Origin of the sequence: Pseudoflavonifractor sp. AF19-9AC (assembly GCF_003478995.1) — a bacterium.
Lineage (GTDB): Bacteria > Bacillota > Clostridia > Oscillospirales > Oscillospiraceae > Lawsonibacter.
In genome coordinates this window covers 238,865-253,303 of sequence record NZ_QUGI01000005.1, presented here as the reverse complement: position 1 = coordinate 253,303, position 14,439 = coordinate 238,865, and the positions used below count along the sequence as shown (strand labels likewise).

Genomic DNA, 14,439 nt, shown 5'->3' with positions numbered 1-14,439 from the left:
GAACATGGAGTGATCCGTATCAAGAATTTCAGGACTTCCATGCTGCCCCATAAGTGATGCTGGAAATGGTCCAAGTTCCATGCAACTGCCGGGACGCAGAATACATGCCGCACGCTTCATACTAAGAAGAACATCTGCGCTGAGGAAGAAACCGCCCTCCCAGAACCCCGAACGATTCCGCCTCTCTTCGGCACAGATCGGCTTCCGTGGGAATGAAAAGGTCTGCTTTGACGGGCTGGAGCCCCTTCGAGTTCAGAAAAAGTGGGCTAAAAAAGAATATTCTCCGGAGAAATTACCTCCGGAGAATATTCTGCTCGGAATAGCGAGCCTGAATGTCTTGCTGTAGAATGTACCCTAATGAATGGTTTCAAATATGATTTGGATTGAGTCTTGATCAGTAATCGCCCTAATCAACTTCAAATGTAAGTAATTGTATTTTGCGCCCCGTCGGATTGCAGCAGTCCCATAAGGCATAGCCATCCCGTATTGCAAGCAAATACTCAGCTCAACTGCGTCAGCCCTCCATGCAATTTACAAAATGCATAAGCATCACAGATGCTTGAGCGCGGGTAGCCGAGGCTTTAGGTGCCAGGCTGTTATCCCCAGTGCCAAAAATAATGCCATTGTCCACGGCCCAGGCCAGTGCTTCCATTGCCCAGTTACTGATATTGTCTGCGTCGGCATAGTTACTCAAGCTCTTGCTTGTGCTGGGACTGCCCGCAGCACGCCACAGCATAACCGCCAACTGCTCACGGGTGATGGGAGCGTTAGGGGAAGTACCATCGGAAATACCGTTGAGAACCGCCCACTGTTGGCTGGGCGCATACCAAGGATTTCCACCGCTCGTGTTTGCGCCATTATAGGCAGCCAAAACGGTCCAAATCATAGCACGGTTCATGACAGCATCCGGCTCAAAGGTATTGCCCGAGGTACCCGCCATGAGTCCCTTCTCAACCACAAACTCGACAGCACTGGCATACCAAGCGTCGGAAGTTATATCAGTGAAACGATCCAGGACAGAACTTTCCTTGATTTTTACAAAGCTCACCTCAATAGTAACCTTGCTGCCAGGCATAACAAAGGAGTACTGGTTGTTTCCTTTCGATGTCAACTTTATACTGCTGCCGTTCTTGTCGGTGGCGATCAGCTTGTCCAGCTCATATCCTTCGTCAGGTCTCACGGTAATGGTCACAGTGCGGCCCTTGGTGGCCCGGGTGGGGGTGACGGACAGACTGCCGTTTTCCATTTTAGAGGGCAGGGTGATGGCGTAGCTTGTGCTGCCACCTCCGCCGCTGGTAGAAGTGGACGTCCATTTTGCCGTCAGAGTGATGTCCTGAGTGATCGGTGTGGTAAAGTCAAAGAGCACGTCATTGAGATACCAGCCCTCCAGAGTATAACCGGGGCGGTGGATATCCACCTGAGTGATGGTCTGCCCGTAGGGGACAGTGGCCGGTTCTACTTCAATGCTGCACCTCGTGTCAAAAGAAACGGTCAGCTGCTTCAATGTCAGATTCATTTTTGCCTGGCGCAGCGCGTCATAGGCTGTCTGGAGGTCCTGCTGGGAACTGCTCTCGGTCAGGGCCCGAGCCGCCTCTATGGCAGCTTCCATTTCGTCCCAATGTTCCAAAGAGTCGCCGTTCTGGGTCTCTGCCCACCGAATCATGTTCTGAATGTCCGCAAACAGGTCCTGCCCGGCGGTGGAATTGACGCGGACCGAACAGCTCTTGGAGTATCCACCTTCCGTGGTAGTAACTGTGATTACCGCAGACCCCACTTGATGCGCCGTCACGGTTCCGTTTTGGTCAACGGACACCACTCCGGGGTTGCTGCTTTGCCAGCTGAGCCCCGTCTCATCTGCGTTAGCCGGAATGGTGCAAGCGGTCAGCTGACTCTCATCGCCCACATACAGATTGAGCTGAGTGTTCGCTTCCTTCAGATATACCCCGGTCACCGCCACAGGAAGGGGACCCGCGGGGACATATTTGTCTTCCAGATACCGGTAGACGCCTGCCACCTCCTCATCGCTGAGGACACGGTTGTAGAACAGGATCTCACTGACAGAGCCCGTCCACATAGTTCCGCCTTTTCCGGCGCCCAGATATACAATGTTCTTATTGTTGCCCGTCTGGCTGGCCTTGGATGCTCCGCCGGCCAGGGGCGTGCCGTCCGCCTCCACCTGATAGGTTTTGGAATTGCCGTCCCAGCGGAGGACTGTGGTGGTATATCCGGTAATTGGTTCCGTTCGGCGGGAACAGACGCCTGCGTCATTGTCTGTACCGGTCCCCAGCCGGCCGGAGACTGCGTCAGTATAGACTCCTAAGTATACGCTGCCCCAGCTGCCGGACTCATCTACGGAGAAGAGTGTGTTGCGCTGGGCCCACCACGCTGCGTCATGGCCATCTCCGGAACCCAGCGGGATCTGGGGATCGGCATAGGCAATGATGGTGGCCCCGGTAAGGCCGTTCAGCGCATTTTCAGCCAGTTCCAGCGAGAGGGCACTGCCGCCGTCAAACTGGATGGTCCCTTTTCCGTTGATCCCCTCTGCCTGGTACGCCGGAAAGCTGGTGATTCCGCTGCCGCTGGTTTTGACCTGGGCAGTCAGGCTACCGGTTTTGGACGCCCAACTTTGGACGTTTCCCTCACTGTCTGCTGTCACGCCAGAGGAGGCATCCATCCAAAAGAGAAGGCCGTCCTCCGGTACTTCCGCCTGTTCATAGGTGGATTCCAGATAGTCGCTGACCACAGAAAGCTCTTCTGCTGTCAGGGCGCCGTCGAAGACCATGATCTCCCGAACGGTGCCGGACCAGTAAGTATTTTTCTTGCCGCATCCCAGCTGTCCTGCTGCCCCGTTGATGTATTGGGTCGTCTCCCCGGCGGAGCCGGAATCAGTCTGGATCCCCTGGGAGATCAACTCTCCGTTGAGATACAAAAGGTCCGTCTGGGCCCCCTTCTTTTGCAGAACGGTGGTGGTGTAGCCGGAGTATGCGCCATCATCATAGAGAATGCCACGGTAATTGGCTGAGCCTGTGCCGAACCGACCTGTGGCACCGTTAGTGAACGTGCCCACATACATTCCGCTCCAGCCTGCGCCATACTCCTCAAAGTACAGCACCGAATTGTTGTGGTTATTTTTAATTCCGGAAGGCGCTGCTTGCTCCGGCTTGCTGTATATTACAGCGGTGAGTTCCTTCTTCCCATTGAAAGTGTCTCGTTCCAAGGAGAAGGGCAGAATATCGTTTCCGTCAAAATGGACCCCTGTGATCTGGCCCTCCCCATCCACAATGGCCGTGGGCTGGGCAGCAGAATTGCTCTGGGCGGCAGAAACGGCGGTTTGCCCGCTGACAGTGCCGTCCCACTGGGAGACCTTGTTGTCTTCGTCTTTTGTGATACCGCTTTGGGCAGAGAAGCGGAGCAGGAGCTGGTCCTGCAGGTCCTCGAAACTGGAGGAGTCGGAAGCGGTGACCGTGACTTGGGCCGTCACTTGGTATCCGTTCCCCAGCTTGCCTGTTACTTGGAAGGACCCCGCCTGCAGGTAAGAGCGGGGGTCGGGCGTGTCCCAAGCTACCTGAAGGTCCATCTCCAGGCCGCTGTCAAAGGTAACATGTACCATATCAGGCAGGACAGGCGCCACTCCTTCGGTACAGGTAACCGAAACAGGCTCTACCTCCGTGATCTCCTGGGCGTACTTCTCTGCCAGGCTCCGCTGAGCCGCGGCAATCTCCTGATCGCTCAGAGCCCTGTCGTAGATCAGGACCTCACACACGGTGCCCTTAAAATAGTTGTTGTTTTTTCCAAGCCCGATCCAGCCGGAGGAGGAGATATTCTTTGTCTCCGAAGAAGCAGCTCTTCCGTCGTATATCAGCTCCTCATCCACAAAAATGGAATTATTCAGACCATCCTTGCGGATAGCAGTGCCGGTGAAAATAGAACCAATATTCTGGTCCCGCTCATAGGTGGTGCCGTAGTCCTGACTGGTTCCGCTGCCAAAACGGAAAATCACCTCGTTCTGGCTGGGGGTAAAATATGCGCTGCCCCAATCGGCAGTCTCACCAAAATACAAAACGCTGTTGTACTGGCTATATGTTCCGCTCTCGGCTCCCCGAGTATCCAGTTCTGCAGAAGTATAGAGCAGCACAGTGAATTCTTCCTTGTTATTCCAGAAGGTATTTTCCCCATCCATGGATAGGTCAAAGGCGGTTGATCCGTCAAAATAGATGCCCTTTCCCTGTCCTACCGGTCTCAGCGAGGGATTACCTGTCTTCAAGGTTGCTGTGATTTCACCAGCCTGGGACGCCCACTGGGTGACGTTGCCGCTCTCATCGGTGGTAACGCCCTTTGCAGCGTCCAGCCAAAGGGCCAGCCCCTCCTGAGGGATTTCGCCCACCAGAGTGCGCACGGTAACGGTGGCCTCAATGTAGCGCTCCAGCGCATCCACATAGCCCAGCACGGTAAATTCGCCCTCTGCCTGGTAGCTGTCGGTGGAAATGTTTTCCCAATCCACTGGCAGACCGAACACACCACTATCAAAGCGGACGTCAACAGTAGCAGGAAGCTGAGGCAGAACCCCTGGCTCGGTGACCACCTGAACCGGCTGAATTACTGCATCGCCTGTCATATCTTCCAGGGATACAAACTGGAAGCAGTCCAGGGAAACCAAACTGTTTCCGGGCATACCAGAGGCCTCAACATACAGGGTGTGGGCCCCGGCAGGTACCTCCCTGGTCATGGAGGCGGTAATGGTTTGATAGACTCCCCCGGTTTTGTCCATCTCCGCTGTGGCGATCAGGTGGTCGGCATCCAGGGCGTCCACGTAAAAGTGCACGGACACGTCCTCCGCCAGACCGGCCGCCTTCAGGTTAATCAGATCCTCGCTGCCGTCAAACTGAATGTTTTCATAGCTCATCCAGTCCCCGCTGTGCATTCCCTGTACTGTTTTGTTGAGAGAATCGTCGCAGGCCACCGGGACAGAAAATCCGTAGCTGTCGTAGGGGAAATTATGGAAGTGCTCTGCCTGCACCACATCCTCTGCCCGACGGGCAGAGTTGATCTCGTGTAAGTAGCAGGACAGCTCGCTGGGCCGATCGGTCTGGATAGCCGCATAACCCCGATCCAGCATCTCTGCCCAGGTTGTCTCTGTGTCCGGCTTCGTGCTGCACAGACCGCTCCACATGGTGTTGACGAACATGGCCACACCATTTTCTTTGCACCATGGCTCCACCACATTCTGGACCTGGCGGTCCTCGCTGTCGTCTTGGATCACGATCTCCACCATTACAAGGTTATCCCCGTTCTCCAGATGGGACTGTGGAGCATCATAACTGGCATCTCCAATGATATAAACGTACTTAATACTCTGCTGAACCTTTTCCGCGGTGATGGTATCCTCCGGGTGAGCGCTGTTCCAGCTCTCCGCCGCAGCAGCATACCACTGGTTCATAGTGTCAGCACTAACCGAGTTTTTAAAGAACACATAGTCCAGAAAATCCTTCTCCCGGAACTCCTGATAGCACGCCACAAACAAATCCTGACTGAAGCAGTGATCCAGGTTAATCATGCACCGCTTATCGATCAGGTCAATGGCGTCATCCAGCCGCGCCAGAGGGATTGTCCCACCTTCCACGGCCTGACCGGAATGCTGGGCATAGGAAGGCAGGGCGTTTAAAAGCTCTGCGTCGCTTTGGCTCAGAGTATACGCACTGCTGCCCCCCTGTCCGGGTTTAACAGGCATTTCTTTCAGTTGCTCCCAGGTGAAGCTGGAAACAGTTCCGCTGCCCATGACGCAGCGATCAATGGTTTTGTCATGGGACAACACGACCTCCTTGTCGCTGGTTAACTTTACGTCCAGCTCCACCACATCGATTCCCATATCAATACCAGCCTCAATGGCAATGAGCGAGTTCTCCGGCCCCATGCGCCACGCCGCTCGGTGGGCCACAGACATAGGAGTACCTCTTTCAAATTTCTCCAGCGCGTCCCCTGGTCCATAATCTGGCACAGGGTAGCTGGCCCAAGCTGTGGCTGGCAGTAATCCACATAAAAGTGCGAATAGCACAGCAATAGATAAAAACTTTTTCATCATATGCATTCTCCCTCCGAGTCAGCAGAATAGACTAAAGTTTTCTTGCCTCTACGCTACATTTTAGTGCATTTTTATTGTCTTCAAAATAAGACAATACTGCAAATTATTTAGGATTTCTGCTCTGCCGCGAGTTGCAAGTCGAGGTTGATTGCAAGCAATTGTTGAATATATTCAACCAAACCATGTAATGCTTATAAGATGAGCCATCCTTTATTTGGCATAAGTGTATGAGTTATGTCCTTCAAACCCTATGATTGCGAAAACGTGTTATATTTTAATAGAAAAACTAAACAGTATCATATAAATTGACTTGAAATGAAATCTTTAACCGCAGTATAAGGAACGGTGAATTGCGATCAGGCGTTTTAGGCCATGCTCCATGTTCCTAAAATACTACAAGGCGAGGTATTGCAAACAAAATACATTGACTACAAAGGGATGAAGGACTTTACACCATCGAAGAGATCTGTCATCTCCCGAAAATTGACAAACAGACGCTGAGAATTTACTCGAAAAAATACGGATTTGAACCATCAGAAGATCTCTTTGGCAATTGGGGTTTTCCGAAAAAAGAACCTTGCAAGCTGCACCACTACCTTGGACGTCTACGGCCATGTGACAGCCCAGATGAAACAGGCCAGCGCGGACCGCATGGAGAAGTTCATTCAAAGCGTGTCTGCCTAACCTGGTTCGGAGCAAGCCTCAATAAGGGTAAAATAAGGGTAAAAGCGGTCGAGGCAAAGAAAAAACCCTTGAAACCGTTTGGTTTCAAGGGTTTTACATGGTGGACGATACAGGACTTGAACCTGTGACCTCCCGCACGTCAACGCTACTTTTTGATTTTTTGTAATATTTTTTGCTTGTTTATAGCCTCTTTGCTACGAACAGATTTATTTCTTCAACTTTTGAAAGATGGGCATTCCGGCTGTTCCGCCACTGTCTGTGGCTGATTGTGTGGTCAGAAAAATTCAAAAAGAAGGTTTTAACCATCCGCTCCACCAAAGACAACCAAAGGAAAGTATAAACTGCGTTAGCTCAAAGATCTGTATGGCCTCTGAGATTTATTTTGAGGTTTAAGATGAAATAATTTTAGCATGCTGTTAACAAAGATAGACTGAACTGAGTTCCAGACTTGTTGTTAGTGCCGACCCAACTTGACGGAACGACAGAACACCCCGGCGGCGACACGTGTTTTTAATAATGCCTAAAAATCTTTCAGATTGATCGTTGTCATAGCTTGTCCTCCATTTTGTTTCGGTTGATGGGTTGATTGGAAATAAAATGGAGGGCTGGAGGAGAGCGGCAGCGTATATAAGTACGCTGGCTTTTAATAAAACAGGAGAATATGCTCCTTAAATAAAGTGCATTTCCTATTTAGCATATGTTAAAAAACGGAGTGTAGACAGTGATTAACTATCTGCACTCCGTCATCAGAGAAAAAATATTAATTATACATCATGGTAAACGCTTTATAGGAAGAATTATATATACCTTACTTAAATGAAAGGTATTCCATGTTACTTACTGGTTAACTCATTAATCGCCGCCACAATTCGATCTAGCCCCTCTTTAAGAAAGCTTCTTGGACAAGCAACTGTCATTCTAAAATATCCAGCCCCGGATTCACCAAATGTACGACCGTTTTCAATCAAAACATTATATTTTGTAATTAGCAATTCAAATAGCTCTTCATAGTCAACATAGGCGCCAAAATTTATCCATGCCAAGAATGTTCCTTCAGGCTTTTTGTATTTCGTTTTTGGGAGATGTTCTTGAAGATACTTAACTAAAAAATCAAAATTATCTTCAACATACTCCATTACTTCATCCACCCAGTATTCACACTTGTTATACGCTGTTTCCGTTAAAACCATATCCAGAGGCGGGGCAAAACTAATATAGTGCTTAAGCCTAGTTTCTCTGTACCATATCTTTCTTAATTCTTCATCATCAATAATAATTTGTGAAATGGGAACGCCACCAACATTGAAAGTTTTTCCTAATGCAACTGCTGTGATAATTTTGTTATAATCCGTTATTGTCATAGTAGGCGTATGAGTTACACCGGAGCGTGTTGCATCACAATGCAATTCATCAGAAAAAATCAAAACATCGTTTTCACGACACAAATTGATAATCTTGGTTAGTTCTTCTTTGGTCCAAACTCTTCCAACGGGATTATGCGGGGAACACAGAATCATCATTGTATTGTTAGGATCCTTCACTTTGCGCTCTAGGTCAGAAAAATCGATACTATAATTTTCGTTATCGTTAATTAATTGATTGTTTACGACTTTCCTGTTTGTTCCATTAATCAATTCAGCAAAAGGATAAAAGACGGGTTCCTGAATGATAATACCGTCGCCTTCCTTCGTAAAGCCTCTTAATACGAAGCCAAGAGCGGGAAGAACACCAGGAGAGTAAAAAATAGAATCTTTTTTTATTGTCCAATTAAAACGCCGTTTATACCAACCTTGCACAGCTTGAAAATAATTGTCACCAGGCATGGAATGTCCAAGAAATCCGTGTTCAATCCGCTTTATCAAAGCGTCTGTGATTTCATCAGCAACTTTGAACTCCATGTCTGAGAGCCATAAAGGTAAAGCGTCATCTGATACTCTACTATCGACAAAGTCTTTATGGTCCCATTTTACACAATCAGTTCCTTTTCTGTTATAGAGGACATCCAAGTTCATTTTTCCCATGATATATTCTCCTTTCTCTATTCTGCCTAATGAAAGATTTATATTACGATATGTGTAGATCACTTATCAGGAAATACCTGCTTGTACGCTTTTAGTTCATCCGCGTAGTCTTCCGCAATAATTCTATGCCATAATTCCGCATTTTCGATGCCACACCGCTCAGGTATAAACACCGGGTCAAGTCCGTGTTTCAATTGAGCTTCATAATCGCGCAAAGTAGATACTCCTGGTTTATATAACAGAGCAAGGCATGCAAGGTTTACCAGAGATAGCAGTCCACAAAGAGCCGAAGCAAGATTCCAAATTGTGGTGGAACTGACCAAGGGACCAACAAACCCTAACATGATAGTAGCTACATTAATAGCAATATTTATTAACTTTACAGAAGGATTATCAATGTGATCGCTGAAAAAGTAATAATAGATACGGCTAAGGTACATGGAATAAGCCATGATAGTTGTGAAAGTGAATAGGAACATAGCAATAGTGATAAAAATAGAGCCAAACCCATTTACTACTGTATTAATGGCTTCAGTTGCAAATATATCATAGTTACCATTGATATAAGCCACAATTTGAACTCCGTCTGCTTGAACAACATTATAACTATTGGTGACGAGAATCATTAATGATGTAGCTAAGCAGATGCACAGAGAGATAAACACAGAAAAAGCTTGAGAAAGTCCGGCTTTGGCAGGATGTGAAACATCTGCACAACCGGCGACCCATGCTCCTGTGCCTAAACCAGCTTCGTTAGAAAAAACACCCCGTCGCACGCCCCACGAAATAGCAGAACCTACTAGTCCGCCAAAAACTGCATTTGTGCTGAAAGCGGAACTGAAAATAAGGATGAACATACTCGGTACATTTTTAATGTTAATGAGAATTAGGATTAAAGCTACCGCTACATAAGCAACGGACATAAAAGGGACTACTTTATCCGCAACACTAGCAATTACCTTAGCGCCGCCGAAAATAACTATAACAAGAAGTAAAGTGTAACATACTGCAATTGCAACAGGGGAAATATTAAAACTAGTACTAGCAACAGAACTGAAGGCATTGGTCTGTACGCCTGCAAAGATAATGAGAAAAACTATACTAACGATGCCGTAAAATGCTGCAATTGGCCTGCATTTGAGACCTTTATCCATATAGAAAGAGGGACCCCAGCATATTCTCCGTTAACTCTTCGTTTCCATATTTGAGCTAGTGCAGATTCAATATATGCAGAGGCCGAACAAATAACAGCCATCACACACATCCAAAATACAGCTCCGGGCCCACCGAACATAATTGCGCTGGCTGTTCCAGTAATATTACCAGTTCCTACGCGTCCCCCAATCGCGATAGACAGAGCTTGAAATGGGGTTAGCCCTGACGCAGCTTTTTTGTTCTTAAACGAACAATCTAACATTTGTTTAAAAAGTCTAATTTGCGGAAATTTTAATGCAATAGAAAATAACATTCCACAACCCAATGAAAAGATGATTAAAATAGGCCCCCAAGCGAAATTGTCAACGGCGGTAATAATTTCACTGACAGTCATAATTTTTCCTCCACTATTTCTCACCTAAAAAAGCATGATATTCCCAAAGAGGTTGAAAAAAATCAATGGATGAGATATGATGATAAATATTCTGTATGTTGTTGATAGTGTAGTAATATGACACGTCACATTGCAATATAATAATATAACTTGTACCAATATATTGTCAAGAGGGATTTTAAGTTGGATACTATTAATTTGATTGTTTCAAGAAATATTAAGCGAATTAGACAAGAAAAAGATTTAAGTTTAGAAGAATTATCGAAGCTGAGCGGAGTTAGTAAATCCATGCTAGCACAGATTGAGCGGGGCAATGGAAATCCATCTCTCTCGACGCTCTGGAAAGTTGCAAATGGTATGATGGTGCCGTTTAATTCCTTGGTTTCACAACCGCGTGCTCCATATGAAGTGGTTCGCCTCTCGGATATTGATCCGATTATTGAAGAAAGTACAAAACTGAAGAACTATGTAGTCTTTCCAGGGGATGAAAATCAAAGATTTAGTGTCTACTACATTGAAGTCCAACCTGGATATGGGTGGGATTCAGATACACATATGCGGGGAACGATTGAGTTTGTTACAGTTTTTTACGGTAAATTACAATTAAAAATCGGAGAAGATATATTTTACCTGGGATGTGGAGAAAGCATCAGATTTAAAGCTGATTCCCGCCATTCCTATTATAATGCAAGCAACGAAACACTAATTTTTCATAATATTCTATTTAATCCTTAAGAGCATTGAATAGCGAGATTATATGCGATAGGGAGTGTGGCAGGTTCTGGATGGGTATCAACCTAAGCTTGCAACGGTGTACAAAGGGAACATAATAAAAAACTTAATAATGGACTGCCAATCTTACACAAAGTACCGCCCAAATGAGACTACGGGCGGTATTTTTGTATCATGGCGGAGAAAGGAGGAACTTCCCACGGGGGCTTGACTGAAAAGTTGAGCCCCTTTTTTCATGCCAAAAAACAGGAGGTAAATGCTTATGGCAGATGATAAAACCACAAAAACGCCGGAACAGCCGGTAACGGATACCGGACCGGGCAAAGAAACACCGCCTACTCCCCCAAAAGAGCCGGAGAAGGTTTCCGTTTCCCCGGAGCCGGAAAAAAAGACGGAACCGGAGGTAAAGAACCCGCAGGTTTCCGTCTATAACTTCACTGAAATTATGAAGGAAAAGAAAGCCGAGGAACGGGCGGCAGCTCCCGGCGTGGAAAAGCCTGACCCGGCAAAAACGGAAAAACCGGAAAAGCAGCCGGAGGCTCCGAAGAAAGCGGAGGAAAAACCCAAAGAGCCGGAACAGCCAAAGCGCCGGGGCCGTCCCCCGAAAGCAGATAAGGACAAGGCCGCAGCCCCGAAGCCCAAAGCCCCCGCACAGAAACCGGAAAAGGCGGTCAAAAAGGAACCGGAGAAAAAAGCAGCTCCAACGGTACAGGCCGCTTCCGCTCCGAAGGGACCCGAGAAGCCGAAGGATGCACCACGCCGGGGCAAGGAGCAGATCGTCTATATCAAGCTGAACGAGCTCCACGCCTTCAAGAACCATCCCTTTGAAGTCCGAGACGATGAAGAAATGCGGGCTATGGTGTCCAGCGTCAAGGACAAGGGCGTTACCCAGCCTGCTATCGTCCGTCCCCGTGAGGATGGCGGCTATGAGATCGTGTCCGGCCACCGCCGCCAGAAGGCCAGCGAGCTTGCCGGATATGCGGATATGCCCTGTATTGTTCGCAATCTGACGGACGATGAAGCCATCACGCAGATGGTCGAGGACAATCTCAACCAGCGTGAAGAAATCCTCCCCAGTGAGCGGGCCAAAGCCTTGAAAATGCAGCTTGAGGCCATCAAGCACCAGGGCTCCCGCACTTCGGGCCAGATTGACCCGAAGGACGCAGGAAAACGCTCCAACGAAATTGTAGCCGAGCGCAATAAGATGGCGGTCAAGCAGGTGCAGCGGTATATCCGGCTCAATGAGCTGGTTCCCGACCTGATGAAGCTGATGGATGAAAAAAAGCTGGGCTTTACTACGGCGGTGGAGCTTTCCTATATCGGCAAGAAGAACCAGAACTATATCGCCGTCGCCATTGACAGCCAGCAGTCCTCGCCTTCACAGGCGCAGGCAAAGCGTATGCGTGAGCTGGACGAAAAGAAGCTGCTCAACGGGGATGTGATCGACGGCATTATGATGGAGGACAAAAAGGAGGTAGACAAAGTGATTTTGACAGGTGCGGAACTGAGCAAGTATTTCGGCAAGGAAACTACGCCGAGGGAAATGAAGGACCAGATCATCAAGCTGCTGGACGACTGGAAGGGTCAGCAGAAGGAACATGAAAAGCCGGAGAAGAAAACCGAACAGGAAAAGTAAGCCCAAACTTCGGGTCAGCATGGCCCGAGGATTGCGGGGCTCTGCCCCGCGCCCCGAAGCTCTGGAGATATAAATTATTCCCCGTCGCCAGTTATTCCGTAGCATAGCCGGGAAAATCAGTCAAGGGCAGCGCCGCCGCAGGCGGTGCCAGAGGCACCCTTGACGGATTTCTCCCGGTTATGCTTTTTCCCGGTCAAGCGACGGGGATATAAATTCTCCAGAGCCGTTCCCCTTCCCGGGGGAAGGGGCGGAGGGGTTGGGCGAACTCTTGCTTTTCCCTAAACCAAAACAGAAATGGAGGCTCAACCAATGAAACGACCTTTAGCATACCTGACCGCCGCATGGAGCGGCGAGCCGGATGTTGATATGGAGCTGGCGGCCCACTACTGCCGCCTTGCTTATGAGGCGGGCTTTTCCCCGATCTGCCCGCTCTTGTACCTGCCGCTGTTTTTGAATGACAGCGTTCCCGAGGAACATAAGGCCGGGATTGATATGCGCCGGGATATGCTGCGGCGCTCCCATACCCTGATCGTCTGTGGCAGCGTTGTGGACGAGGATGTAAAAAACGATATTGCGGTTGCCGGGCGGCTGGGCATTGCGGCGACCACACTGGAAGGGGTGCTTGCCGTGAAGGGACATGGTACCCCGGGCCATGCCGGACATTAAGCTGGGAAGCCTTTTCGACGGGATCGGCGTGTTCCCTCTGGCTGCTTCCCGGTGCGGTATCCGTCCGGTATGGGCCAGCGAGATTGAAAAAGCGCCCATCTCCATAACCAAAAGGCACTTTCCCGACATGGTGCATTTGGGGGATATTACGAAGGTGGACGGCGGGAAAATCCCACCTGTCCATATAATTACCTTCGGTTCCCCCTGTCAGAACCTTTCTCTGATCGGCAACCGCTCCGGCCTTGCCGGGGCAAAATCAAGCCTGTTCTATCAGGCGTTTCGTATCATACAGGAAATGAGGGATGCTACTGATAACCTATATCCAGCTATCGCTGTTTGGGAAAACGTCATGGGAGCGTTTTCTACAAATGACCGGATGGACTTTAGAGCCGTCCTATCCGCCTTCTCGGACACCGAAGTTCCAATGCCTCCTTCGGGAAGATGGGGAAACGCCGGAATGGTGCGAGGGGGAACGCCTGATGTGTGCTGGCGGCTCATGGACGCCCAGTATTGGGCAGGCACCCGAAGGCTGGCACGAAGGCAGCGGATTTTCGTCGTGGCGGATTTTGGAGGCAGACGTGCCGCAGACATACTATTTAAGCCCCGTCCAGTGCTCCCACTTCCTCCGCCTTGCGGAGAGGGCGGGCGGGCCGCCGCCGAAGGAGATCGAACAGCTTCTTTTGAAACAGGGCGGCAGATACCAGTCATCCACCCCTTTCAGTGCTTCCGTATGCGGGGAGCGGCAAAAAGGCAGGAAGAAACGGCCTTCCGAAACAGCTTCGGATTACCAACTGACCCTTTTCCCACTCTTTTAGCCAGTGATGTAACGCCCTTTGCCTTCTGGTATGAGGGCGACCCGGAGGGCGGCTGTATCCGTTTTCTGACGGAAACAGAAAGTGAACGGCTGATGGGGCTGCCGGAGGGCTGGACAAAGTACGGGGCGGACGGCATGGAGATCCGGCCTCTGCAACGCTACAAGGCGCTGGGAAATGCGATCGCCCTCCCTTGTGCCGATTACATTATGGCCGGGATCTATGAGGTGCTGGCTGACCGGGCCGGAAAGGAGGAATAA

7 protein-coding genes and 1 pseudogene are annotated in these 14,439 nt (G+C 49.2%); 5 read left to right on the top strand and 3 right to left on the bottom strand.

Translation table 11 applies throughout. The features are described 5' to 3' along the window. Positions 1 to 514: 514 nt before the first annotated feature. On the bottom strand, positions 515 to 5,941 hold the full coding sequence (locus tag DWX58_RS10455; protein WP_158579257.1) for an S-layer homology domain-containing protein: 5,427 nt from the start codon (positions 5,939 to 5,941) through the stop codon (positions 515 to 517). Between the two features lie 684 nt (positions 5,942 to 6,625). Between DWX58_RS10455 and DWX58_RS10450 the strand changes: the two genes are divergently transcribed. Next, the gene (locus DWX58_RS10450; RefSeq protein WP_243093420.1) at positions 6,626 to 6,763 is read left to right on the top strand and encodes a hypothetical protein; all 138 of its coding nucleotides are present in this window, start codon (positions 6,626 to 6,628) and stop codon (positions 6,761 to 6,763) included. Between the two features lie 833 nt (positions 6,764 to 7,596). On the opposite strand, the gene DWX58_RS10445 is transcribed toward DWX58_RS10450, so the two are convergent. Together DWX58_RS10445 and DWX58_RS10440 are read right to left on the bottom strand one after the other, a co-directional pair. Beyond that, complete coding sequence (locus DWX58_RS10445) at positions 7,597 to 8,784, bottom strand: MalY/PatB family protein (RefSeq protein ID WP_118643609.1); 1,188 nt, start codon at positions 8,782 to 8,784, stop codon at positions 7,597 to 7,599. A 59-nt stretch (positions 8,785 to 8,843) separates the two neighbouring features. Beyond that, positions 8,844 to 10,201 (bottom strand): annotated as a pseudogene (locus DWX58_RS10440) (alanine/glycine:cation symporter family protein). Between the two features lie 315 nt (positions 10,202 to 10,516). Between DWX58_RS10440 and DWX58_RS10435 the strand changes: the two are divergent. From DWX58_RS10435 to DWX58_RS10420, 4 genes are all read left to right on the top strand, one after another. Then, on the top strand, positions 10,517 to 11,068 hold the full coding sequence (locus DWX58_RS10435) for an XRE family transcriptional regulator (RefSeq protein WP_118643607.1): 552 nt from the start codon (positions 10,517 to 10,519) through the stop codon (positions 11,066 to 11,068). Between the two features lie 253 nt (positions 11,069 to 11,321). Beyond that, a complete protein-coding gene (locus DWX58_RS10430; RefSeq protein ID WP_118643605.1) occupies positions 11,322 to 12,701 on the top strand; it encodes a ParB/RepB/Spo0J family partition protein in 1,380 nt (459 codons plus the stop codon). Between the two features lie 309 nt (positions 12,702 to 13,010). After that, positions 13,011 to 13,367: a hypothetical protein gene (locus DWX58_RS10425; protein WP_009901612.1), complete on the top strand. Its 357-nt coding sequence runs from the start codon at positions 13,011 to 13,013 to the stop codon at positions 13,365 to 13,367. Continuing rightward, a complete protein-coding gene (locus tag DWX58_RS10420) occupies positions 13,354 to 14,439 on the top strand; it encodes a DNA cytosine methyltransferase (RefSeq protein WP_118643675.1) in 1,086 nt (361 codons plus the stop codon). The genes DWX58_RS10425 and DWX58_RS10420 overlap by 14 nt, the downstream gene beginning before the upstream one ends.